This is a genomic window from Flavobacterium sp. (assembly GCF_031381455.1).
Lineage (GTDB): Bacteria > Bacteroidota > Bacteroidia > Flavobacteriales > Flavobacteriaceae > Flavobacterium.
The window spans coordinates 179,260-204,107 of the sequence record NZ_JANMXZ010000008.1 but is presented as its reverse complement, the minus strand read 5'-3'; the positions used below and the strand labels follow the sequence as shown (position 1 = coordinate 204,107).

General features: G+C 34.7%; 25 protein-coding genes and 1 tRNA gene. 11 read left to right on the top strand and 15 right to left on the bottom strand.

What is annotated here, in order from left to right; translation table 11 throughout:
- Positions 1–25 precede the first annotated feature (25 nt).
- The 4 genes from RMN97_RS02595 to RMN97_RS02580 all read left to right on the top strand — a co-directional run bounded on the left by RMN97_RS02595 (position 26) and on the right by RMN97_RS02580 (position 3,217).
- Positions 26–730 carry an FtsX-like permease family protein gene (locus RMN97_RS02595; protein ID WP_309612967.1) on the top strand — a complete coding sequence of 235 codons (705 nt, stop codon included), beginning with the start codon at positions 26–28 and terminating at the stop codon, positions 728–730.
- Position 731: 1 nt separating this feature from the next.
- A complete protein-coding gene (locus tag RMN97_RS02590; protein ID WP_309612966.1) occupies positions 732–1,409 on the top strand; it encodes an ABC transporter ATP-binding protein in 678 nt (225 codons plus the stop codon).
- Between the two features lie 81 nt (positions 1,410–1,490).
- A complete protein-coding gene (locus RMN97_RS02585) occupies positions 1,491–2,084 on the top strand; it encodes a tRNA-(ms[2]io[6]A)-hydroxylase (RefSeq protein WP_309612965.1) in 594 nt (197 codons plus the stop codon).
- 92 nt (positions 2,085–2,176) lie between these two features.
- Complete coding sequence (locus RMN97_RS02580; RefSeq protein WP_309612964.1) at positions 2,177–3,217, top strand: GMP reductase; 1,041 nt, start codon at positions 2,177–2,179, stop codon at positions 3,215–3,217.
- A gap of 90 nt (positions 3,218–3,307) precedes the next feature.
- Here the strand turns inward: RMN97_RS02580 and RMN97_RS02575 are convergent, their stop codons facing one another.
- A complete protein-coding gene (locus RMN97_RS02575; RefSeq protein WP_309612963.1) occupies positions 3,308–3,883 on the bottom strand; it encodes a pentapeptide repeat-containing protein in 576 nt (191 codons plus the stop codon).
- A gap of 107 nt (positions 3,884–3,990) precedes the next feature.
- Between RMN97_RS02575 and RMN97_RS02570 the strand changes: the two genes are divergently transcribed.
- A complete protein-coding gene (locus RMN97_RS02570; protein WP_309612962.1) occupies positions 3,991–5,109 on the top strand; it encodes a VWA domain-containing protein in 1,119 nt (372 codons plus the stop codon).
- A gap of 113 nt (positions 5,110–5,222) precedes the next feature.
- Positions 5,223–6,686: a magnesium chelatase gene (locus RMN97_RS02565; protein WP_309612961.1), complete on the top strand. Its 1,464-nt coding sequence runs from the start codon at positions 5,223–5,225 to the stop codon at positions 6,684–6,686.
- 121 nt (positions 6,687–6,807) lie between these two features.
- Here the strand turns inward: RMN97_RS02565 and RMN97_RS02560 are convergent.
- The 5 genes from RMN97_RS02560 to RMN97_RS02540 form a co-directional block, all read right to left on the bottom strand.
- Positions 6,808–6,881: transfer RNA gene (locus RMN97_RS02560), tRNA-Arg, on the bottom strand.
- Positions 6,882–6,938: 57 nt separating this feature from the next.
- The gene (locus RMN97_RS02555) at positions 6,939–7,088 is read right to left on the bottom strand and encodes an SsrA-binding protein (RefSeq protein ID WP_309612960.1); all 150 of its coding nucleotides are present in this window, start codon (positions 7,086–7,088) and stop codon (positions 6,939–6,941) included.
- Between the two features lie 59 nt (positions 7,089–7,147).
- A complete protein-coding gene (locus RMN97_RS02550; protein WP_309612959.1) occupies positions 7,148–8,989 on the bottom strand; it encodes a M56 family metallopeptidase in 1,842 nt (613 codons plus the stop codon).
- A 99-nt stretch (positions 8,990–9,088) separates the two neighbouring features.
- Positions 9,089–9,448: a BlaI/MecI/CopY family transcriptional regulator gene (locus tag RMN97_RS02545; RefSeq protein WP_309612958.1), complete on the bottom strand. Its 360-nt coding sequence runs from the start codon at positions 9,446–9,448 to the stop codon at positions 9,089–9,091.
- 116 nt (positions 9,449–9,564) lie between these two features.
- Positions 9,565–10,788 carry an MFS transporter gene (locus tag RMN97_RS02540; protein ID WP_309612957.1) on the bottom strand — a complete coding sequence of 408 codons (1,224 nt, stop codon included), beginning with the start codon at positions 10,786–10,788 and terminating at the stop codon, positions 9,565–9,567.
- Positions 10,789–10,926: 138 nt separating this feature from the next.
- Here RMN97_RS02540 and RMN97_RS02535 point away from each other — a divergent pair, with 138 nt between their 5' ends.
- Both RMN97_RS02535 and RMN97_RS02530 read left to right on the top strand, forming a co-directional pair.
- Positions 10,927–11,517, top strand: a complete 591-nt coding sequence (locus tag RMN97_RS02535) for a DUF1684 domain-containing protein (RefSeq protein ID WP_309612956.1) — start codon at positions 10,927–10,929, stop codon at positions 11,515–11,517.
- The gene (locus RMN97_RS02530) at positions 11,517–12,170 is read left to right on the top strand and encodes a TatD family hydrolase (protein WP_309612955.1); all 654 of its coding nucleotides are present in this window, start codon (positions 11,517–11,519) and stop codon (positions 12,168–12,170) included. Before RMN97_RS02535 ends, RMN97_RS02530 begins: the two co-directional genes overlap by 1 nt.
- A gap of 16 nt (positions 12,171–12,186) precedes the next feature.
- Here RMN97_RS02530 and RMN97_RS02525 read toward each other — a convergent pair whose 3' ends face one another.
- Both RMN97_RS02525 and RMN97_RS02520 read right to left on the bottom strand, forming a co-directional pair.
- Positions 12,187–12,873, bottom strand: a complete 687-nt coding sequence (locus tag RMN97_RS02525; protein ID WP_309612954.1) for a T9SS type A sorting domain-containing protein — start codon at positions 12,871–12,873, stop codon at positions 12,187–12,189.
- 57 nt (positions 12,874–12,930) lie between these two features.
- Entirely contained in the window at positions 12,931–14,250 is a 1,320-nt protein-coding gene (locus RMN97_RS02520) for a DUF418 domain-containing protein (protein WP_309612953.1), read from the bottom strand.
- A gap of 261 nt (positions 14,251–14,511) precedes the next feature.
- Between RMN97_RS02520 and RMN97_RS02515 the strand changes: the two genes are divergently transcribed.
- Together RMN97_RS02515 and RMN97_RS02510 are read left to right on the top strand one after the other, a co-directional pair.
- Positions 14,512–15,261 (top strand): tRNA threonylcarbamoyladenosine dehydratase, encoded by a 750-nt coding sequence (locus RMN97_RS02515; RefSeq protein ID WP_309612952.1) that lies wholly within the window; start codon positions 14,512–14,514, stop codon positions 15,259–15,261.
- Between the two features lie 4 nt (positions 15,262–15,265).
- Complete coding sequence (locus RMN97_RS02510) at positions 15,266–15,922, top strand: HAD family hydrolase (RefSeq protein WP_309612951.1); 657 nt, start codon at positions 15,266–15,268, stop codon at positions 15,920–15,922.
- A gap of 69 nt (positions 15,923–15,991) precedes the next feature.
- Here RMN97_RS02510 and RMN97_RS02505 read toward each other — a convergent pair whose 3' ends face one another.
- From RMN97_RS02505 to RMN97_RS02490, 4 genes are all read right to left on the bottom strand, one after another.
- On the bottom strand, positions 15,992–16,219 hold the full coding sequence (locus RMN97_RS02505; protein ID WP_309612950.1) for a hypothetical protein: 228 nt from the start codon (positions 16,217–16,219) through the stop codon (positions 15,992–15,994).
- Between the two features lie 74 nt (positions 16,220–16,293).
- Positions 16,294–17,580, bottom strand: a complete 1,287-nt coding sequence (locus tag RMN97_RS02500; protein WP_309612949.1) for a deoxyribodipyrimidine photo-lyase — start codon at positions 17,578–17,580, stop codon at positions 16,294–16,296.
- Positions 17,581–17,633: 53 nt separating this feature from the next.
- Positions 17,634–18,332 (bottom strand): SDR family oxidoreductase, encoded by a 699-nt coding sequence (locus tag RMN97_RS02495; RefSeq protein WP_309612948.1) that lies wholly within the window; start codon positions 18,330–18,332, stop codon positions 17,634–17,636.
- Position 18,333: 1 nt separating this feature from the next.
- Positions 18,334–18,804 carry an SRPBCC family protein gene (locus RMN97_RS02490; protein ID WP_309612947.1) on the bottom strand — a complete coding sequence of 157 codons (471 nt, stop codon included), beginning with the start codon at positions 18,802–18,804 and terminating at the stop codon, positions 18,334–18,336.
- Between the two features lie 134 nt (positions 18,805–18,938).
- Here RMN97_RS02490 and RMN97_RS02485 point away from each other — a divergent pair, with 134 nt between their 5' ends.
- On the top strand, positions 18,939–19,793 hold the full coding sequence (locus RMN97_RS02485; RefSeq protein ID WP_309612946.1) for a DUF2911 domain-containing protein: 855 nt from the start codon (positions 18,939–18,941) through the stop codon (positions 19,791–19,793).
- Between the two features lie 54 nt (positions 19,794–19,847).
- Here RMN97_RS02485 and RMN97_RS02480 read toward each other — a convergent pair whose 3' ends face one another.
- The 3 genes from RMN97_RS02480 to RMN97_RS02470 form a co-directional block, all read right to left on the bottom strand.
- Positions 19,848–21,569, bottom strand: a complete 1,722-nt coding sequence (locus tag RMN97_RS02480; RefSeq protein WP_309612945.1) for a sodium:solute symporter — start codon at positions 21,567–21,569, stop codon at positions 19,848–19,850.
- A 114-nt stretch (positions 21,570–21,683) separates the two neighbouring features.
- Positions 21,684–24,176 carry a PIG-L family deacetylase gene (locus RMN97_RS02475; RefSeq protein WP_309612944.1) on the bottom strand — a complete coding sequence of 831 codons (2,493 nt, stop codon included), beginning with the start codon at positions 24,174–24,176 and terminating at the stop codon, positions 21,684–21,686.
- A 150-nt stretch (positions 24,177–24,326) separates the two neighbouring features.
- Positions 24,327–24,722: a hypothetical protein gene (locus tag RMN97_RS02470; protein ID WP_309612943.1), complete on the bottom strand. Its 396-nt coding sequence runs from the start codon at positions 24,720–24,722 to the stop codon at positions 24,327–24,329.
- Between the last annotated feature and the right edge of the window lie 126 nt (positions 24,723–24,848).

The following is a 24,848-nucleotide window of genomic DNA, read 5'->3' as shown; positions in this document are numbered from 1 at the left end:
CTCTTTAAGCAAAATTTTTCTACAAATGTCACATAACATAAAAATAACTTCAGCCAAAGGAAATTTAGCTTCCTTGAAAATTGTTGGAATATCTCAAATTGGCATCGCAGAAATAGATGATGTAAGCAGTTACACTTCTTTGGCAACAGCCCAAAAACTATTAGGCGAAGCAACTAATTATATTACAGATATACAAATTAAATTATACGATATCACTTCGGCACCTGATGTAGCAAAGGAATTTCATGAAAAATTTGACTTAGATGCTATTGATTATCAAACAGCCAATTCTCAGTTTGAAACAGGAAGCTCAGTAAGAAGTATTATCTCTTATGCGGTTGGAATAGTGTTGTTAATCGTCGCTGGATTTGGAATCTACAACATCTTAAACATGATGATTTTTGAAAAGATGGATAGCATCGCAATTCTAAAGGCTACAGGATTTTCAGGAAATGATGTAAAATGGATTTTTATTTCACTTTCGTTAATTATTGGAATTACTGGAGGATTATTTGGTTTGTTATTTGGTTTTATATTTACAAATATTATTGATAATATCCCTTTCAATACAGCTTCATTGCCAACCGTGACAACCTATCCCATAAATTATAATCCGCTATTTTATATCATTGGGATTTCATTTGCATTAATAACAACACTTATTGCAGGATTGTTTCCAGCTATAAAAGCTAGTAAAGTTGATCCAGTAGATATTATTCGAGGAAAATAAAATGAGTGACATAGTCTTAGAAACCAAAAAATTAACCAAATACTTTTACGACCCAATTAGGTTTCAGGTGTTGAAAGATATTGACATGAGTATTAATCATGGCGAATTTGTATCAATTGTTGGGAAATCGGGTTGCGGAAAATCAACCTTATTGTATTTGCTTTCTACTATGGATACTGATTATGAAGGCGAATTATACATTCAAGAAGAGCTTATTACTGGAAAACCTGATAAAGAATTGGCTCAACTCAGAAATGAAAAAATAGGCTTTGTATTTCAGTTCCATTATTTGCTTTCAGAATACAGCGTTTTGAAAAATGTCATGTTGCCCGGAATGAAACTGGGTAAACGTTCTGAAAAAGAAATTGAACACGATGCAATGGAACATTTACGAACTTTAGATATGGCCGATCAAGCCTTAAAGATGCCCAATCAATTGAGCGGAGGACAAAAGCAGCGTGTTGCCATTGCCAGAGCTTTAATCAACAATCCTTTAATTATAATGGGAGATGAGCCTACCGGGAATTTGGATAAAAAGAATAGTGATTTAGTATTTGATATTTTCAAAAAACTGACTTTGGAACAAAAACAAACTATGCTAATTGTAACACACGATAACGATTTTGCTTCAAAAACTAATAGGACTATAACTATGGAAGACGGAAAAATTATTTCATAGCATTCTTAGCTAAAAAAAATCGTTGTCATAATAAATCGTAAAATCCGTATTTTTGACCTTTAATTATTAAGCCACTTTATTATGGGAGTTTTACGTTTAGAATTGCCAACCGACCCAAGATGGGTAAACATCGTTGAGAAAAACATCGAAGAAATTCTAACAGATCATGCGTGGTGCGAACAAAAAGCAGCTACGAATGCGATAACAATCATTACTAATAATTCGGAACACGAAGATTTGGTAACCGATTTATTGGCTTTAGCCAAAGAAGAATTAGACCATTTTGAACAAGTCCATACTATCATAAAGAAACGAGGTTTAAAACTCGGACGTGAACGCAAAGACGATTATGTAAACGAGTTGGCACAATACATGAAAAGGAGTAACACAGGAAGCCGAGTTTCAGCTTTGGTAGAAAGATTACTTTTTTCGGCTATGATTGAAGCAAGAAGTTGTGAGCGTTTTAAAGTGCTATCAGAAAACATTCAGGACGAAGAATTATCAAAATTCTACAGAGAATTGATGGAGAGCGAAGCTGGACATTATACTACTTTTATAACGTATGCCCGTAAATATGGCAAAGGAATCGATGTTGAAAAACGTTGGCGCGAGTGGATTGCTTTTGAAGCTCAAATCATCGCAAATTACGGAAATAAAGAAACCATTCACGGTTAAAATCTGTTGATAAATTACTAATTACTTTTTGGAAAATCGATTCAATTTTCACCACTAAATTCTATATTTGATTCATTAGAATTTTAGTAAAAATGAGAATTGAAACCGATATAAAACTGGGATTTAAAGATGTAATGATTCGCCCAAAACGTTCAACTCTAAACAGTAGAGCACAGGTGAGTTTGGAACGGGAATTTAAATTTCTGCACAGTACACTCACTTGGACAGGAGTTCCCATTATGGCTGCTAATATGGATACTGTTGGGACTTTCGAAATGGCATTGGCTTTAGCCAAAGAAAAACTCTTCACGGCAATTCACAAACATTATACGGTTCAGCAATGGAATGATTTTATCAAATCGGCTCCAAGTGATATTTCCGATTATATTGCGGTAAGCACCGGAACAGGAAAGAATGATTTCAAAAAGATTGCTGAAATATTCGAACACAATCCACAACTAAAATTTATTTGCATCGATGTTGCCAATGGTTATTCGGAGCACTTTGTTGAATTTTTGCGTCAGGCGCGAAAACAATATCCTAACAAAGTTATTATTGCTGGAAATGTTGTTACCGGTGAAATGGTGGAAGAACTACTTTTAGAAGGTGCCGATATCGTAAAAGTGGGAATTGGTCCGGGTTCTGTTTGTACAACCCGAGTAAAAACGGGTGTTGGTTATCCGCAACTTTCTGCTATTATTGAGTGTGCCGATGCTGCTCACGGACTTGGCGGACACATAATCAGCGATGGTGGTTGTTCCACTCCAGGCGATGTGGCCAAAGCTTTTGGTGCAGGTTCCGATTTTGTGATGCTTGGCGGAATGTTAGCCGGTCACACCGAAAGTGGTGGGAAAATGTTAGAAATTAATGGTGAAAAGTTCAAGCAATTCTATGGAATGAGTTCCGAAACTGCAATGAAAAAGCATGTTGGTGGTGTTGCTGAATATCGCGCAAGTGAAGGAAAAACAGTTCAAGTGCCATTCAAAGGTGATGTGATTGAAACGTTACATGATATTCTTGGTGGAATCCGAAGTACGTGTACTTATGTTGGCGCTGCAAAACTTAAAGAACTGACTAAACGAACCACGTTTATCCGAGTTATTGAGCAGGAAAACAGAGTGTTTACGAAGTAATTACTTAATCGAACTTCAGATTATAAAAGTTTTGACCGCAAATTCCCAAATTAAAACCAATGTAAATAATTTGCGAATTTGCGGTTGTTTTTAAACTTTAACAACCAAACCATACTTTTCCATAAGCCCTTTCAATCCATCCGTAGAGAAAACAGCTTTCTTTAGTTTGTTTTTTTCTGGGTCAATGGTATAATCATAGCTGGTATAAAAGTCGGCTTTGTTAGCAATCGTGTCAATAAAGACAGCTCTTCTCAGGTTGCAATTGTCAAACACAGCTTCAGTTAAATCGCTTTTCATAAAATCCACTGAAATCATACTGCAATTGATGAACTGCATTTTCTTAAGTTTCAACGCATAGAATTTGGCATAATCCAATAAGCAATCTTTAAAGTTAAACTCATAAATCACTTGGTCTGTCATTGCAAAATTAACTGCAGTAAAATCACATTTGGTAAACTGTACGCCACGTAAGGAAACATAATTTATTTTAGTGTCTTTAAAGTTGCAGTCAAAGAAATTGCAATCAATGAAAGCCACACTTTGAAAAGTGCAATCTGTGAAGTCACAGTTGTGAAAGGTACAGTTTTCATATTCTTTGAATTTGATATCTGCTTCGAGAAAGAAAATATGGTCAATTTTTTCGTCAAGGATGTAATCTGAGGACATAATATTTTTTTAAGGAGCAAAACTAAACATTTTCAACAATTACTTTAACTTAAAATTAGTATTCGTTCTGTATACGTTTTAAAGTTTTAATATTAATTTTATTGGCTATGGAAAAGTATACAAAAAAAGGATTTTTATTCAAGCAATACGAAGCGCCGTTTCAATCTCCTTTCGATAAACTTTTTGAAATTTTCAAAGAGTTAATCACCCATACTTCGGGCGATTTTGACGAAGCTATTGATTGGTTGCGTCAATTAGACGTAGAATACAAACTCACGGATTCTAGTTATACCATTGACGACTTTATTGAAGATTTAAAGAAAAAAGGATACATCCGAGACGAATTGAAAGAAGATGGAACTTCAGGAACGGGTATAACAGCTAAAACAGAACGTGCCATTAGGCAACAAGCTTTAGATCAAATTTTTGGAAACCTTAAACGTTCCGGAACGGGTAACCATAAAACAAAATATTCAGGAAGTGGCGATGAGCAAACTGGTGAATTCAGAGAATATCATTTTGGAGATAGTTTGGAAAGTATCTCGCTTACAGAAAGTTTAAAAAATGCACAAATCAATAATGGTTCTGAAGAATTTAGATTAACTGAAAATGATTTGGTAGTAGAAGAATCGAAATTCAAGGCGCAAATGAGTACCGTTTTGATGATTGATATCAGCCACAGCATGATTTTATACGGCGAAGATAGAATTACACCCGCCAAAAAAGTAGCCATGGCTTTGGCTGAATTAATCACAACCCGTTATCCAAAGGACACGATTGATATTTTAGTTTTTGGTAATGATGCTTGGCCAATTGCAATCAAAGATTTACCCTATTTGAAAGTAGGACCTTATCATACCAATACGGTTGCCGGTTTACAATTGGCGATGGATATGCTACGCAGAAAACGAAATACTAACAAGCAAATCTTTATGATAACTGATGGTAAGCCAAGTTGTGTTCGTGAAAAAAATGGTGAATATTATATGAATTCCAATGGTTTAGACGAATACATCGTAGAACAATGCTACAATCAAGCGGCACAAGCCCGAAAATTACACATTCCTATCACGACTTTTATGATTGCCAATGATCCGTATTTGCAAAAATTTGTAAACCGATTTACGGAAGCCAATCAAGGAAAAGCTTTTTACACTGGCCTAAAAGGATTGGGCGAAATGATTTTTGAGGATTATGAAACCAATAGAAAAAAGAAGATTAAATGAGAGAATAGAAAATAGAGGATAGAGAAAAGAAGCAAGAAAAAATAAAACACTTAGCGAACTTTGCGTTAAACATAGCGCAGCCGGCAGGCAGGTTTACGGTTAAATAAAAAAAAATGAAAATAGAAAACATAACAACATTAGCAGAATTAAAAAAGTCGGGATACATTTCAAGAAGTATTAAAGACGAATTGAGAGATAATCTTCGGGCAAAAATAAAATCAGGACTACCAACGTTTGAAGGAGTACACGGATTTGAAAACACAGTAATTCCCGAATTAGAACGTGCTATTTTATCACGCCACAATATCAATTTACTCGGACTTCGTGGTCAAGCTAAGACAAGGTTAGCTAGAAAGATGATTGAACTTTTAGATGAATACATACCGATAGTTACTGGTTCAGAAATTAATGATGATCCTCTAAATCCAATTTCTCGATTTGCTAAAGATTTGATTACAGAAAAAGGAGATGCTACTCCAATTTCTTGGTTGCATAGGAGCGAACGCTTTTCAGAAAAGTTGGCAACACCCGATGTTACTGTTGCTGATTTAATTGGTGATGTTGACCCTATAAAAGCGGCTAATTTAAAATTATCCTATGCAGATGATAGAGTAATTCATTTTGGAATGATTCCAAGAGCGAATCGTTGTATTTTTGTTATTAATGAATTACCTGATTTACAGGCTCGAATTCAAGTAGCTTTGTTTAATATTTTGCAGGAAGGCGATATTCAAATTCGAGGTTTTAAGTTGCGAATGCCTTTGGATATGCAATTTGTATTTACTGCAAATCCAGAAGATTATACTAATCGCGGAAGCATTGTAACTCCTTTGAAAGATAGAATTGGATCCCAAATTTTAACACATTATCCCGAAAATATAGCTGTAGCAAGAACCATTACACATCAAGAAGCTAAACTGGACAAACAGCAATCAGAATCGGTGCATGTGCCATCATTAGCCAAAGATTTATTAGAGCAAATTGCTTTTGAAGCCCGTGATAGTGAGTTTGTTGATAATAAAAGCGGTGTGAGCGCTAGAATGACCATAACAGCATACGAAAATTTATTGAGTACAGCCGAAAGACGTGCTTTGAAAGCAGGACACGATACAACAACTGTGCGATTATCTGATTTTATGGGTATTATACCAGCCATTACCGGAAAAGTAGAATTAGTCTATGAAGGTGAACAAGAAGGTGCGGCCGTAGTTGCCCAACATTTGATAGGAGATGCTATTCATACTTTCTTTCCGGCTTATTTTCCAAAGATTGAAAAGTTAGAAAAAGACATTGATGCAAGTCCATACGCTAAAGTTCTAGAATGGTTTTTTACAGAAACTGGTTTTGAATTGTTAGATGACACCTCAGATGATGAGTATAAAAAACAATTGGATGCTGTAGTGCCATTAGAAGATTTAATCCAAAAATACCAACCCGATATGCCTTTGGAAGATAAATATTTCCTAAAAGAGTTTGTGCTTTGGGGATTAGTTGAATATGATAAACTTAGCAAGGATAGAGTAGAAGTAGGCTATCAGTTTAAGGATTTATATAGTAGTTATATTAATAAATTGTAAATTTGTTTAACTGGATTTTGCTTTGCAACATCCAGACAAAGCTCCGCTTTGATAATACTAAAAACGAAAAAAAACACTCAAGCGAGCTTGGTGTTTTTTTTCTTATTTTAGTATTCATTCGTGACCTTGACTGGATTCAAACCAGTAACCTTCTGAGCCGTAATCAGATGCGCTATTCAGTTGCGCCACAAGGCCTTTTTTGTGGGTGCAAATATAGGCAATACAATTAAATTTGCAAATGAATTCCGTAATTTATTTTGTAACTTCTAAAGCACGAGTGGTGACATAATAACGCCAACCAATGATAGCCATTTGCCATTTTTTGGCTTTACTTAAATCCAGTTGCTGTTTGGTGTAACTAGGTAATAACAGTTTGTTTAGTTTGGCTAGTACTTTATACATAGTAAATGTTTTGTACAAAATTAAAAAAGCAACTCGTAATTGACTTGCTTTTTTATGATTTATTTTTTCTGATTTTTAAGTTCAGCTCTTGCTTTTTCGAGTTCAGCTCTGGCTGCATCCATCTCGGCTTTTGCTTTTTGCATTTCTTCTTTGGCCTGCAGCATTTCAGTTTTGGCTTTTTCCATTTCTGGTTGGGAAGCCTCTATTTCAGGTTTGGCACGTTCCATATCTGCTTTGGCTCTTTGCATCTCTTTTTTTATAATGGGACGCATTCTTTTCATTTCAATTTTTGCATTTGCCATGGCATCTGTTCTGATTTTAACCGCATCGTTCCAGTTGATATAAACATGTTTTTTATCACCATCAGCACCTTTGCGAGAAGAATCTATTAATTCGTCTAATTCCTTTTTACTGATAACACTTTCGTCACCTTCGATTACTTTTCCATTCAGAATTACCAATGGTTTCGCTCCATCTTTTTTGACAATTATTTTAGTTTCTGTATCAGCGTCATTCCAGAAATGTTTTGGAAATGACGGAACTTCTGCTGCTTCCGGAGCTTCTGGTGCTTCAGGAATTTCAAGTGACTCTGGTACTTCAGGTGCCTCAATATCAAAGTCAAAATTAAAATCAAAATTGTCAGCTACTCTGGTACTGTCTTGGGTAGCTAATTCAATAACCCGGTCTTCATTTCGGTTGTTGGTAAAGATTCGTACTTGTTTTGGACTTCCAAAACCAATGCTTTCATCATTTTTATAAAAATGAATTGGTTTTATTGGTTCTTTTCCGTCAACTTGTGAAACACCTTTATTACCATCTTTGTCTTTATATTCAACTTTTATCCCGGTGATTTCACCAGCACTGTTTCTTTTTACTTTTGAATATTTTAGGGTGATACCGTGCTTTTCTTTTAAAAGGGCAGCTTCTTTTTTCAATTCTTCTTCGGAGGAGTTTTTGTCTAAAACAACACGGATTTCATCGCCGTGTTGGACTCTTTTGGTAAAGGTTGATTCTTCTTTTTCTTGCGCAATGACTTTGATTTGAAATAAAAGTACAAAGCCAATTAATGCCGGAATGATAAGGGCATACTTCCATGAATTTCTTTTGTGGGACTGATTTTTGTTTAACATAACGATTCGTTTTTTGATTAATGATTGATAAAAATTATTGGTTATTGATAGACAGCTTTGATGAGAAACTACTTTCAGTAAAGCGTGTTGATACGATTTTTTGTCTTCCAATTGTTCAATGGCTTTTTGGTCGGCGATGTATTCCAGATTTTGTGTGATTGCTTTTTTGTAAAGCCAAACAAACGGATTAAACCAAAACACAATGCAGAACAATTTGGCAACCAAAACATCTAGAGAATGTCGTTCTTGGCTATGGATTTTTTCGTGCAATAAGATGCTTTGTAACTCATCATTTGAATATAAATCAGAGTTGTAAACGATATAATTAAAGAATGAAAATGGTGCTATATTTTCATTTAAATTAACTAGTTTAAACTTCTCTTTTCTAATGAAATGTTGTTGGTAAAGCATTCGATAAAGCGATGTAAAATTAAAAACAATTTTAATCACTAAAGCACAGGCAATGATAACATAACTAACCCAAATAAGTTGCATCCAATCAAATGCTTCAACAACAGGAACATCTTGTATGGCTTTGGTAGATTGTTGAGAATAGGCAACTAAATCTTCCATAGATATTTTTGGCTTTTCTACCAGTATAATTTTTTTGATAAAGAAAAACGGTAATAGGAGCGAAGTGAATAAACCACTTAATAGAAACCAACGATTGCTGTTGAAAAAGGTTTCTTTTCGAACCAAAAAATAATAGGCCAAATAGAAAACGGCAATCAATCCGCTAGATTTTAAAAGATAAATAAATACTGATTCCATATTTTTTTTAATTTAAGATGATAGATAATAGACTAATAGATGATAGACTTCTTAAAGGGTTTTGTCTATTATCTATCCGTCTATTATCTGTTATCTATTCTATTTTTTATTCTCTATAATCGCTAAAATTTCTCTTAATTCTTCGGCAGAAATCTTTTCTTCTTCCGCAAAAAAGGAAACCATATTTTTATACGAACTATTGAAATAGGTATCAATAGCCGTATTCATAAAGCGTTTTCTATAGTCTTCCATTTTAACTTTTGGAAAGTATTGATGCGTGTTTCCATAAGCATTGTGAGAAACAAAACCTTTGTCTTCTAAATTTCTTATAATGGTTGAAAGTGTATTGTAATGTGGTTGCTCTTCAGGAATTTCAGCCATGACCTCTTTTACAAAAGCTTTTTTCAGCTTCCATAAAATTTGCATGATTTCTTCTTCCTTGTTAGTTAACTTTTGCATAGTTGTTATATTTGAAATCAAAACTACAACTATATTTTTAGTTACACAACTACATTTATAGTTATTTAACTATTTTTTAAGGTTTTCAAATCGGAATAAATGAGTAAGATTTAGATTTATAGTATTTTGTGTTCTTTTTGAATCAAACGCAAAACCCAAATACCAAAAATAACTCCTAGTAAACCTAAGATTCCCATAACAAACCAGTTTACTTGATAGCCATGATATTCGATGATTTCCATACCAACTTTGGAGCTTATTATGTGAGCCAAACTAAAACTCATGGTATAAATTGCCATATATCTTCCTTCATGACCTTTTGGTGCACGACTTAAGGCAACTGAATTCGAAAAAGGAAAAGCAAACATTTCACCAACAGTCATAAATAGCATCATTATAATTAAAACTCCAGACCAAGTATTGATAAGCATTAGGAATATGCTTATTGCCATTAAGAAACAACCCATCGTTACTACTTTGACTTTACTTATTTTATGACGTTCTACATAACTCACAATCGGCATTTCGAGGAAGAAAATAATCAGACCGTTCATGGTTAAAAGTAAACCGGTTTGAAACTCCGTTAAATTAAATTGCTCTCTGTGATACAAAGGAATGGTGGTGAATACCTGAAAAAATAAAATACCGGAAACCAAACACGTAAAGAGGAAAATCCAAAACGGTTTGTCTTTAAATACGGAATGCGTCAATACATCATCGGGATGTTTCTTATCAATAAAAGGTGACTTCTTCTTTTCTTTTACTTTGATCCAAAAAATTAGAATGGCGATAATACAAGTCGTTCCATCTATCCAAAACAAGCCACGATAGCCAATACTCATGATAATTAATCCGCCTAAAGCCGGACCTGCAGCAAAACCAAGATTTATTGCCAGTCGAACTAAAGTCAACGCCCGAGTTCTATTCTCGGGTTTGGCATAAGCACCAATCGATACAAACATGGCAGGACGATACATATCGGCAACGACCATAATCATAAACATACTAATGCATAAACCAACGAAACTGGTAATAAATTGTATCACAAAAAACATCATTCCGCTGGTAAGTAGACTAAAAATCATGATTTTATAAAACCCTATTTTGTCTGAGAGTTTGCCACCAAGCCATGCGCCAATAATAGAACCGGTTCCAAAGCAAACCATAATCCAACCGACTTCACTATAGCTAAAATGTAAATCTTCCTTTAAATATTTGGATAGAAATGGCAACACCATGGTTCCGGCACGATTGATAAAAGTGATGAACGCAAGTATCCAAATTTCTCTTGTAAATCCTTTGAAGTTGTTGATGTAGCGTTGAAAGGCAGTTTTGAGCATTGATGATTGATTTTCTCCGCTGCGCTCCAAACAATTCGGCAATGCCTCGGGTGATTTCGCAAAGTTACAAAGTTTCTGACTTACTAAGTTTCTGAATTATCAAAGAATTTTTATAGTATTTTTGTTGAAAACAATCCGATGAAAAAAATGCTTTTCCTTTTGTTATTGCTTAGCGTTGTTACGATTTCAGCCCAAGAAACATCTTCTAAAGAATTCCAACAAACACTTAATAAAGAATATGGCGATAAGGAAGAAAGTCCGCTTACGGAAGAAGATTTCAAGACCTTCAAAGGCTTGGATTTTTATCCAATAGATGAAAAGTATATAGTAAAAGCCACCTTTATCCGCACACCCGAAGAGAAAATATTTAAGATGAAAACCACCGGTACGCGAACACCGGAGTATGTTAAATACGGTCAATTGATTTTTAGTCTCGACGGTCAGGAATTTAAATTAAATCTGTATCAGAATATTGATTTGATTAAAAAAGAAGGTTTTGCAGATTATCTTTTTCTTCCTTTTTCAGACTTAACTTGTGGAAAGGAAAGTTATATAGGTGGACGCTATATCGACATGCGGATTCCGAAAAGAGATACGGTAAGTATTGATTTTAATAAAGCTTATAATCCTTACTGCGCATACAACCACAAATATTCCTGTCCGATTGTGCCACTCGAAAATGATTTGCAAATAGCCATTTTAGCAGGTGTCAAAAAGTTTCATGATTAATGCCGTTCTACAATTTACATACACACAAGTTTACTAACGACGCTACTGTTTTGGAGCTGGTCAATCAATATCCTTGGGAGTTTGATAATGCAATCCCACAGTATTCTATTGGCATTCATCCTTGGTATATTAAGGAAGAACGATTGGCAATTGATTTGAAAACGATAGAGGAGAAGCTACCATTAAAAGAATGTTTAGCACTTGGTGAATGTGGATTGGATAAACGTATTGAAGTTCCGATAAAATTGCAAATCGACGTTTTTGAAAAGCAAATTGCTTTGGCAGAACAGTATCAGAAACCATTGGTATTGCATTTGGTGGCAGCTTTTGATGAACTTCTCGAAATCAAAAAGCGTTTGAAGATTTCTGTGCCGATAATTATCCATGGGTTTTCTAAAAATGAACAAGTCGCCAAGCAATTAATTGCTAACGGATTTTATTTGTCTTTTGGAAAATACTTATTGCAATCCCGAAGCTTCGGGACTGAATTAAAAGAAGTCTTTCAAACAATTCCAAACGATAGATTCTTTCTTGAAACCGATACTATTGAAGAAACTTTGGAAGAGGTTTATAATTTAGCGGCAGAATATAAAGGCATGACGTTAGCTGAAATGAAGGCACAAGTCGAACAGAATTGGAAGACTGTTTTTTAATCCAATAGAATGATTATCACTCCTTGATAATTTTCTTGTTTATCGTTCCAAGTGATGTTTCCATTTTCACAATGTATAGTCCTTTAGCCAAATCAGAAATTGCTATAGCGTCAAAATCATTGTTTACAGTCTTCACGTTTTGTCCCAATGAATTGATGATTTGAATTTTGGAAATTGATAATCGGTTGGCATTTATATAAATTACTGACTTAGCCGGGTTTGGGTTTAGGGATATTTGTTCTAAATCAAAATTTGGCGAATGAAGCTGAGAATTTCCAAATACATAATTTATAAAAATTGGGTTTGAAATAACTAAGGTCATATTATCTCCTACTCCTGAGAGGTAATACTGTCCGCCGGATTGCATAAAGGAAAAATAAGCTCCTTCAAATGATGTATGATTAGAGTAACCGCAAAGAAGCAGTGTGCTTGAAAAATTGTTGAACAGTATAACATCAGCAAATGGAGAACTGAAAGTTCCGTTAAATGAATTACATGCTCCTTCGCCACTAAAACTAAATGCTTCTGTAAAAGTTACATAAGGTGAAATGGAAGGAGTTATAGCTGAAATAGGGTGATGGATATTATCGTCAGTAGAATAATAATCGTATAAATACCAAGTCTGAAATAAATCCGGATTTGGGTCTTGCGAAAAACAGTTTATACTGCAAATGATTGATGCTAATAAAAATATATTTTTCATTTATGAATGAATTAAGGTATTACTATAATGATATGCCCTGCTTCAACTAGTGTCTATTTATACTCTTTTAAAAGGTTGTAACTTCCAATACGTTAAACTACGCCAAACCCATTCTAGTGGTCCAAAATAAAAATGACGTAACCATATCGGACTTAGAATCAATTGCAAAATCCAAATGGCAAAGGCGAGATAGTAGATTTGATAAAATTCGAATACGCCATAATAATTCAATCCGTAACCAAAAAAGAACAACGTGCAGATAACCGAATGCATGATGTAATTGGTAAAAGCCATTTGTCCAACTGCCTCGAGGCGACGGAAAAGGCCTTGTATTGCTTTTGATTTGTACAATAAAATTAGTGTAGCGGTATGTGCCATTACCAACAAAATACGTTGAAATGGATAAATTAAATTAACCCAATCTATGGAAACTTCCTCCATTTTTTTGAGGTTCGCTTCTAATGTAGAATACGTAACAAAATAATGATATGAACTGTATATTACTAATGGAAGACCAACACCATAGCCGATTAACATTACTTTTCGATAGTTGTCATTTGACCAATTTCCCGTAAGGAATCCCCATTTATATAATGCAAACCCAAGCAGCATAAGTGCAATGGAATCCCAGATTCCGAAAAATAAGTATTTAGTTTGACCATCAAAAGCCATTGGGCGAAGATAGCTGGCTACTGTGCTATAATCGGACTTCATTTTTTGGGTATTTTCTTTGGCATCCTGGCGGTTTGGAATCATGGTTTTCTCGACTTCTCTCCAAGTAATCAAGGCTTTGCTTTGCTCGGCAGTCAACGTTTTATTTTCGCTTTCCGCTTTTTTGGCTTCAACATAATCGAGACGTTTTTCACGAATTCCTTGATAAAAATAGGTTCCCAGTCCGAAATCAATTATGGCTACTAAAGGAATAGCAAGAACTAGGTATTTTGGATTTACGTTGCGGAACAAATACACTATCATTCCACAAACGGCATAGAGATATAGAATATCGCCAATCCACAAAACTAAATGCGCATGAATTAATCCAAATAACAACAGCCAAAACATACGACGATAAAACAAACCATGAGTGGATAGTCCATTTTGTATTTTCTTACCAATAAAAAGTAATACACCAGCTCCAAAAATCATACTGAACATGGCGCGCATTTTGCCTTCAAATAGAACTCCAATAATAGTGCTGACCCAAAAGTTAATATTGGAAGGATCATTTTTATAAACTTCTGAAGAATAATTGGGCATGGAAAAACCCGGAATATTCATTAATAAAATACCCAAAAGCGCAACGCCTCGCAAGGCATCAATAAGTTTGATTCGATCGTTTTCCGAAACTGGGGCATCAGTAATAGAATTAATTTCCATGTTAGTTGTTTTTTTGATTGTTATCTGTTTTTTTTGATGTAGAATTAAAACTACAAATTATCTTACTAAAAAAAATAAAAAGAGTTGAAAGTTGTTAACAAATTGCTGATTATAAGATTTTAAGAGGAACTTTTTGTCACTTCAATAAGTTCTGGAAAGGCTATAGGTTATATGTCATGATTGATGATTTTTTGCTTATTTTTGCCACTTCTAAAATGTCTAAAAATCTATCCCGAAGCTTCGGGACTAACAATCTTAAAGATGGCAAAGTGGCAGGAAAGAGCAGAACTTTTATTTAAAACAGAAGGGTTAAATAATTTAAAAAATGCTAACGTATTGGTCGTTGGACTTGGTGGCGTTGGTTCGTTTGCAGCAGAGTTTTTAGCTCGTGCCGGTGTGGGTAACTTAACCATTGTAGATGGCGATGTTGTAGATATTACTAATATTAACCGACAATTGCCTGCATTACATTCAACTGTTGGTATGCCGAAAGTTCATGTTGTTGGTGATAGATTGATGGATATTAATCCAGAATTGAACTTAACTCGAGTAGAGGAATTCCTTTCTCCGGAACGCTCTTTGGAAATCGTTACTCCCGATTTTGACTATGTTTTAGACTGTATTGATAGTGTTACGCCAAAACTCAATCTGATTGCGGCTTGCAAAAGAAAGCGCGTCAAAGTAATTTCGAGCATGGGAGCAGGAGGAAAGATGGATGCTTCAAAGGTGAAAGTTGCCAATATAAAAAATACAGCACATTGTCATTTGGCGAAGACCATCAGAAAGCGTTTAAAAAAAGTTCATATAGACAAACTGAAAGTGGTCTACTCTTCTGAAATACAGGATTCCAGCAGCTTGAAAATGACTGATGGAACCAATTACAAAAGATCTTTTTACGGAACCAACAGTTATATGCCGTGTCTTTTTGGTTTGTATGCTGCAGAGACGGTGATTCGGTATTTATTGAAGAAGGACTCAGCAACTCAGCGCCTCAGTCACTTAGCAACTTAAAAATATGATAAATACCGTAATCTTCGACATGGATGGTGTTATTGTTGACACGGAACCTGTACATCATTATGCTTATAACCAACATTTCACGCAACTCAACATTGATGTTTCTCCCGAAATGTATGCATCGTTTACAGGCAATTCGACTAAGAATATTTTTGAGCGATTGAAGCTTCAATTTAAACTTTCTGAAGAAGTCAACGCTTTGGTTGAAACCAAGCGCAACTTGTTTAACGATGCTTTTGACAGCAAAGAAGATTTGTATTTATTGGATGGTGTAGAGGATTTGATAAAAGATTTACACAGCAACGGAATGCAGTTGGTTTTGGCTTCATCTTCAGCAACGGTTACTATTAACAGAATTTTCAATCGTTTTGGATTGAATAAGTATTTTACGCATATCGTTTCCGGAGAAGATTTTCCAAAGTCGAAACCACATCCTGCTATTTTTCTAAAAGCTGCCGAATTATCGCAAACGCCAGTAGAAAATTGTATCGTGATTGAAGATAGTACCAACGGAATAATGGCGGCCAAAGCTGCTGGTATTTATTGCATTGGTTACGATAGTTTTCATTCTAAAATGCAAGATTACTCTTTGGCAAATATGGTGATTAGTGATTTTAAGGAGTTGAGTTTTGAGAAGATTAAAAGCTTAGTATAAAATTCCTCTCTTGAGGGGAATAAAAAAAGCCAGCTTTCACTGGCTTTTTTTATGATTTGATGTCAAGTTTTATTTCTTTATTTCTACATCTACATCTTTACTGTCTACGTTAACTCCGTCATCGTTTATTTTAACGGATGTTCCTTTCTCTTCCTGTGGAGCCGGAACTTCTTTTACAATCGTATCTTGTACTACTGTTGTAGTTTCGGTAGATTCGACTGTTTTTTCAACTTTTTTGTCGCAAGAAGTTATCATTAAAAATGAGAACAATCCAATGCATAAGACAATTTTTTTCATAGTGATTTATTTTAAGTGAATGCTAAAGGTAGTTTAAAAGTAATGGATAAACTACTAATTGTCATAGTATTAATTTAGCCAACGGCTACTTTGTAAACTTTGAGACAACGTTCCCGAGCTTCTTTATGATCAACTATTGGATTTGGATATTTCAAAGTATTCAATTCGGGTATCCATTTTTTGATGTAAACGAAGTCTTTATCAAACTTCTTGATTTGTTCGGTTGGATTGAATATTCTGAAGTAAGGCGCCGCATCAACGCCGCTTCCGGCTGCCCATTGCCAGTTGCCCACGTTGCTGGCTTGTTCATAATCTAAAAGTTTGTTAGCAAAATACGTTTCACCCCAACGCCAATCGATTAATAAATGTTTACACAAGAAACTGGCCACTATCATTCGCACCCTATTGTGCATGTGCCCTGTTTCATTAAGTTCTCTCATTCCTGCATCTACAAAAGGATAACCGGTTTTGCCTTCGCACCATTTTTGGAACAGCTCTTCGTTATTATCCCAAACAATGCTATCATATTTTGGTCGGAAACTTGAATTGGTTGTGTGTGGAAAATGCCAGAGGATTTGCATAAAGAACTCTCGCCAAATCAATTCTTTTAAGAAGGTTTCATTTTTGCTTTCGATTGCTTTTGAAACCATCTTCCGAATAGAAACAACACCAAAACGCAGATAAATTCCAAGATACGATGTTTTATTCATCGCAGGGAAATTGCGTGTCGCTTCGTAATTATCGATTAAAGAATCTGAAATATCATAAGGCGTAACCTTGATTTTTGAAACTTCAAAACCAATAGCTCCCAAGCTCAAAAACGAATAGGAGTGAGCTGTTAATTTATTTAGTAACTCTTCTGATTTGTAATGAATTAATTTGGTTTTTCTAAAGTTATCTTTCCATTTATTTGAAAAGGGCGTATAGACTACATAAGGAGTTCCGTCATCCTTTACCACTTCGCTTTTTTCAAAGATGACTTGGTCTTTGCTGGTTTTGAATTCGATGTTATTATCCTTGAACAAATGGTACAATTCTAAATCGCGTTTGCGCGCATACGGTTCGTAATCGTGGTTGGTAAAAACGGTTTTAATCTGATTTTCATTAATCAATTTGATAAAGACTTCAAAAGGATTTCCGTGAAAAACTGCCAATGATTTTCCAATCGCTTGTAGCTGATTTTGTATTTTTTCTAACTGTTGGAAAATAAAAGTTACACGCGCATCATCTTTGGCTAATTGAGAAAGTATGGTGTCATCGAATATGAAAATTGGCAACACTTCTTCTCCGCTGTTTAAAGCGTGAAAAAGCCCAACATTATCTTCTAATCGCAAATCGCGTCGAAACCAAAATAGGTTCATTTTTGTTGTCAGTTTTCAGTTATCGGTTAATTGTTAACCGTGGACAATACTCTTTATGAATTTACTAAAAGTGATGACATGCCACCGTCTACATGAAAGATTTGTCCTGAAATCCAGGAACTCTTTTCGTTTAAAAGAAAATTCGCCATTTGTGCAATGTCTTCTGTTGTCCCAAATCGTTTTAAAGGATGACGTTGCGCTGATTTTTCTCTTTTCTCCTCATTGCTTAAAAATTTGTCTGCCAATGGTGTATCAGTCAAGGATGGCGCGATTACGTTTACTCTTATTTTTGGAGCGTATTCGGCTGCCAATGCTTTGGCAAAACCTTCAATGGCTCCTTTTGAAGCGGCAACACTTGTGTGAAAAGGCATTCCCATTTTGACTGCCACTGTGCTAAATAAAACAATACTTGATTGTTCAGAAGCAGTTAGTTGTGGTAAAACACTTTGAATAACTTTTACCATCGAAAAGAAATTAAGTTGCATATCACTTTCAAATGTTTCTAACTTTAACCCACGAAACGGACGCAAATTAATACTTCCCGGACAATATACCAATCCATCAATAACTGATGGTAATTTAGAAGTGTCAAGCGTATCCGTTGTTGCATCAAAAGGAACATGAGTAACGTTTAGATTTGACAAATTTTCGTTCGTTCGAGAAGCTACAAAAACATTGTTTTCGTTTTGTAATTCTTTTGCCAATTCATTTCCGATGCCATAAGAGCCACCAATTAATAGTATGTTTTTCATCTTATTGTTCTTTATATTCTCCAAAAAGTTCAATTAATTTTTTGCTGCGATAATTAAAGATTTCCTCGAGTTTTGGCTTTACCAAAAAAGGATGCACGATTTGTCCCAAAATTCCCATCGGAACTTTATAGTCAACGATGTCTTCCATTTCGACACCACCCGGAATTTCTTTTAGGAAATGTTTGTGGTGCCAAAGTGCATATGGTCCAAAACGTTGCTCATCAACAAAATATTTTTTATCTACGACATGCGTAATTTCAGTAACCCATTTCATTGGAATTCCCGAAACCGGAGTTACAATATATTGAATTATTTGTCCAGCAAACATAGCTCTTTCATCTCCCGAAAGGGTTTTAAATCCCATATAATCCGGAGTTATAATTTTCAAGTTTTTTGGATTAGACAGGAATTCCCAAGCTTGATCTAATGAAATTGGTAAATTCTGTTTGGTATGTAATGTATAAATCTTCATTATATTTTTTGTGTAAAAGTAATAATTATTGTTTATTAATTTACGAAAAATATTAAACAAAATATTTAAGTTATTCTTAACACACATCAATTCATAGTATTTATAAATTTGAAAAACTTCTAAACAATCACCTTATGAAAAGAATTATTTTCGTTTTAGCAACTATAATTGCTAGTTATGTCCTTAATGCTCAAGTAAAAACTCCCCAATCAAGTCCACATTCTACGCTAGCACAAGTTGTTGGTTTGACAGATGTAACCGTAGATTATTCTCGTCCAAGTGCTAAAGGTAGAGTTGTTTTTGGTGAGTTGGTTCCTTTTGGCAAGCTATGGAGAACTGGTGCCAATGCAAATACTACGGTTTCTTTTAGCGAAGATGTAGTAATTAACGGTACTACACTTAAAAAAGGAAAGTATGCTTTATTCACCACACCAAAAGCGGATATGTGGGAAGTTGTTTTTTATACTGATACTGATAATTGGGGAACACCAGAAGAATGGGATGCCAATAAAGTTGCTGTTCTAGTTAATGTTGATCCTACAGTACTCAACAATCCTGTGGAATCGTTAACTGTTTCAATTGGAAATCTAACCAATGACAGTGCAACATTAGACATTGCTTGGGAAAAAACAATGGTTTCTGTCAAATTTGATGTTCCAACGCAAAAAGCTGCTTTGGCAAGTATTGAAAAAGTATTGGCTGGACCAACAGCTGGTGATTATTTTTCTTCAGCTCAATACCTTTTTCAATCTAATGGAGATTTGAATAAGGCATTAGAATATGTAAACAAAGCGACTTCAATGACTAAAGCCGGAGCAGAGACTCCGTTTTGGTACTTACGTCAAAAATCATTAATCCAAGGTAAATTGGGTGATAAAGCTGGAGCAATTGCTACTGCAAAATTATCTTTGGCTGGTGCTGAAAAAGCAAAAAATAACGACTACGTTAAGATGAATAACGATAGTATAAAAGAATGGAGTAAAAAATAGTTTTCCTTTTCAATAAAACTAACCACGATTTCTGTTTATGATTTCGTGGTTTTTTTATGTGATTATTTTTTGTTTTCCTTTTATCACAAATTGAGAAAGTATAGATAGAATTACTGTTAACGAAGCACCAATAAAATTCAGCCACAAATAACCCAATTTTTCTTGTCCAGTCGGATAGATATGAATGGTGTAATAGTAGATAAAAAATATGGTTATCTGACTAACAACAGCACTATAGAAAATAGCATTAGCTTTTACAAATTTGATATAAAAACCAACCAAGAATACACCTAAAACCGTTCCGTAGAAAATAGAACCTACAATATTTACCAACTGTATTAGGTTTTCAAACAAGGTACCAACGCAAGCAAAACCAATCGCAATTACGCCCCAAAGTAAGGTAAAAGACTTAGTAGCATTCACAAAATGTTTTTCAGATTTTTCGCCTTTGATGTTTCTTTTGTAGATGTCAATAGCAGTGGTGGAAGCCAAAGCGGTTAATCCGGAAGCGGAAGATGACATCGCAGCAGAAAGAATTACGGCTAACAAAAGTCCGATTAGACCTGAAGGTAAGTAATGCAGAATAAAATAGATAAACACATAATCTTTATCGTTGGTTTCTGCTTTTTCATCCACTTTACTAATGATTACTTTGGCTTCGTCATGCAAATCTTTTTCTTTTCCGGATAATGATATTAATTTTTGTCTCAGGATTTTATTGTCGTAACCTTGGTTGAGATGGTCAATATAAATAAGGTTAAACTCTTTCTTTTCTTCGGATAATTGTGCTAATTGTTTTTCAAGTGAATGGTATTCTATTGCATATGTTGATTTTTCAATCGCAGCTTTATTAACCGGATTGAAGTTAAGTGGTACCGGATTGAATTGAAAAAACACAAAAACCATTACTCCAGTCAATAAAATAAAAAACTGCATTGGCACTTTCAGAAAACCATTCATGATTAAACCCATTTGACTTTCTCTGTCTGATTTCCCAGATAAATAGCGTCCAACTTGTGATTGATCTGTTCCGAAATAGGAAAGCATCAGGAAAAATCCACCGGTTATTCCGCTCCAAAAAGTATATCTATTTTCGGGGTCGAATGAAAAGTCTAGTATGTTCATTTTGTCATTGGCACCAGCAATATGCATGGCATTGGAAAACGTCATGTCATTGGGCAACAAATGCAATATCAAAAAGAAAGTAACAAACATGCCTAACATTATGACAAACATCTGTTGCTTTTGGGTGACATTTACGGCTTTCGTTCCGCCGGCAAAAGTGTATATAATAACCAAAATCCCGATGATAATATTGAGCATCGTTAAATTCCAACCCAAGATAGATGACAAAATAATGGACGGTGCATAAATGGTTAAACCTGTTCCTAGACCACGCTGAATAAGAAATAATATAGCCGTAAACGAGCGCGTTTTTAAATCAAATCGCTGCTCGAGATATTCATAAGCGGTAAATACTTTTAGTTTGTGATAAATCGGAATAAATGTCATAGAGATGACTACCATTGCTACAGGCAAACCAAAATAGAATTGCACAAATCCCATTCCGTCATGATAGGCTTGCCCGGGAGTTGAGAGGAACGTTATCGCACTGGCTTGTGTTGCCATTACAGAAAGGCCGACTGTCCACCAAGGTGTTTCTTTGTTACCAAGAATGTAATCTTCTACATTTTTGCTTCCTTTGGTTTTGTATACGCCATAGAAAACAATAAATAAAAGTGTTACCGATAAGACAATCCAGTCGAGTTGTTGCATGGCTTAAAAGAATAATTGCATTAGTACAAAAAAGATAATAATGTAAATGATATTAATCACCAAAACCCAAGTGTAACTGTTCTTCCATGCGGTTGTTTTTTTATTTTCCATAATTTACTTTTCTATTGCGATGATATTGGCTAATAATCTATAGGCGCCCGAAACTCCTTCGGGTAATTCTCTAAAGAAACTCAAACCAGTGTAAACATAATTTCCTTTGCCATATTTTGCAATTAACAGCGCTCCGTTTTTTGGTTTTTCTCCTTTGTCATTAGAAGAAAGAATAGGAGTAAAGGCAACATCCCATTCATTCGGATAATACAATCCTTGTTCTTGTTTCCAGCCTTTGAAATCGTCAGCAGTGATTTTGTTTGGATAGTTTAAAATCGGATGATTTGTAGCTAAAAATCGAACTTCAGCATTTTCTTCGGTGACTCTGTCTCGTGAAATTTTTAACGGAAAAGGCGACATATCTTTGGTAACCAAATCGTCTGTTGTGTTGTATTGCACAATCATTGTTTTACCATTTTTTACAAAATCTAATAAAATGTTTTGTTTGAATGCTAATGCGTTTACAGTATTATAAGCACGAATTCCAGTCATAACCACATCATATTTTTCTAGCTTTTCAGTAGAAATTTCATCTGGTTTAATGATGTCAACTTCATAGCCCATTTGGGTTAAGCTTTTTGGAACTTCATCTCCGGCTCCCATGATATAACCAATCTTTTCATTCTTGGTTTTAATTTTTAACCGAATCGCTTTAGCTTCAGCAGGTTTCAAGACCATTTGTTTGTAGATATGCGGATAATTGATGTCGATTTTGTTTTGATCAAATGTTTTGCCGTCTATGGTCACACTACTTTTGATGCATATTTCACTGGCTTCTTCAGATGGAGAAACACTAAAAACGGCTACTACTTCTTGACCTTTTTTATCAATAGTAAAAGGAATTTCCGTTGGTGATACTTCCCAACCTTGAGGTAATTCTAGTTTAATGTTGCCATTGATGGCATCTTTACCGGCTTTTACTTTTACGGTAACGGTCTTATCTCTATCGTTATTGAAAATATAAACTTTCTCTTCGAAAGCAGAAGTCACTGCAGGAACAATATCAAGCGGTTGATAGACTTCGCCTTTTACATCGTCGTTGTATTTGTAGACCACATTTCGTTCAAACGGAATCTCTACACCGTTTATATTTAACCAAACACCAACTTTTATTTGTCTGATTACATCTGGCAAACCAATATTTTCTTGATTATCCACACGATACATCCCAACACTTCCATTTACGTTGAGCCAATACGGATTGGTATAATCAAATTCATTTGATATTTGAAGTTCAATATTTTTAATGAAAGGAATGTTATATTTTAAATCTTCAACAGTTTCTGTATTTGATTCTAAAACAGGAACTGCTCCAATTCCTTTTAAGTTTATTTTGATTGAACTTCTATTTATAATTTCAACTTTTACTTTTAATTTACTGTTAGGTGTTATTTCTTGTACATCGCTAACTGCTTCAAAATACAAACCGGCACAACCTGCAATAATTTTTTTTATTTCTTCTGATTTGATATATTTCCAATGTTGGTCTTCCAAATTTTCAAGTAAACTATAGGCTTTCACCAATTCTGGAATACTAGCTGCTGGATTTTTAAAATCAAAGTTCTTTTCCACGTTAGAAAGAATATCTCCAATTGCTTTACCGCCTTTTACTCGGCTCCAAGTGGTGTCGATGCCATCAAATATGTTCGTTTTATCTTTGGGAGAATCACCTTTTAGAAATTCTAAATATTCGTCTTCTTCGCCACGAGTTCCAGTAGAGCCAAAGCCTTGCGACTGATGACGACTTCTGCTAAGTGCCGCAATTTCCTGATTTGATTTACCCAGCGATTGGTAATATGTTCCGATTTGTAGTTTGCTTAAATTGCTTTTATCGGCAGCGTCAAATTTTTCTTTGCTGCCATAAAACCACCACGAGGTGTTAAAAAACAAACGTTTGGGTTGCCAGATAGTTGTGTTTTGTAACTGATTTGGAAAAACTGAGGCATCATTGACTTTGTCAAAAGCTTCATAACTCAATATAGCAGAGGAGGTGTGATGACCATGAGTTGTTCCAGGGGAACGATGATCAAAACGGTTTATGATTACATCGGGTTGGAATTTACGAATAACCCAAATGATATCACTTAACACTTGATTTTTATCCCAAATTTGCAATGTTTCATCCGGATTCTTCGAGAAACCAAAGTCATTGGCACGCGAAAAGAATTGCAAGCCGCCATCAATTTTGCGAGCTTCAATAAGTTCTTGTGTTCGGATTACGCCAAGTTGCTCACGCAGTTCAGAACCAATTAGATTTTGTCCTCCATCACCACGAGTCAATGATAAATATCCCGTTTGCGCTTTGACATTATTAGACAAGTAGGCAATTAATCTTGTATTTTCATCATCGGGATGAGCTGCAATATATAAGACAGAACCGAGGAAGTTTATTTTTTGGATTTGATTGTAAAGTTCTGCCGCGTTGGGTTTGGCTGGTTGTTGTGCCAATCCTTTTAGGCTTAGTATGAGTAGTGAGAATAGTATAAAGTGTTTCATTAAAAATGGTTTGCCATTGCTCAAATATAGTAATTTTAGTATTCAGTGTTCAGAGATTAGTATTCAGTTTAACAGTTTTTAGCTTTTGTTTTATACAAAAAAACCTCTTATATTATATAAGAGGTTTTTTTAAGTAAATCGAACATGTTTTTATTCAGTTGAAGCTGAAACTGTAACAGTTTGATTAGTAAATCTTACTTTGGAATTGTAAGGATACATTTTTTTGTGGGTTTTGAGAAGTTGGTATGGTTCCTCTCCATCAAAATCGGTAACGGCAACTCTTACTTTGTTGTATATTGAATAGCCACCAAAATTAGTTGGTAAATTTTTTGCTTTTTCCCATTTCCCGTTCACCTTATAATGATATACCAATTCAAGTTTATCAAAATAAGCTTCTAGGTTTGGAAAATAATAATAGCGAACATAGCAGTTCGTTTTAGAATCAATTGGTAACGATGAAATATCATCATTTTGAGATGTCTGCCCACTAGATAAATAACAAGTGAAAAGAAGCAACATTACTAATAGTTTTTTTAATGATTTCATGATTTTGACATTTTTTTTAAGTTTTGGGGCACAAAAACGATACAATCATTTTTACAAAACATAAAATATTATTAGAACAAAGATATAGAACTTATTGTACAAAAATTTGTTTAAATACATAAATAA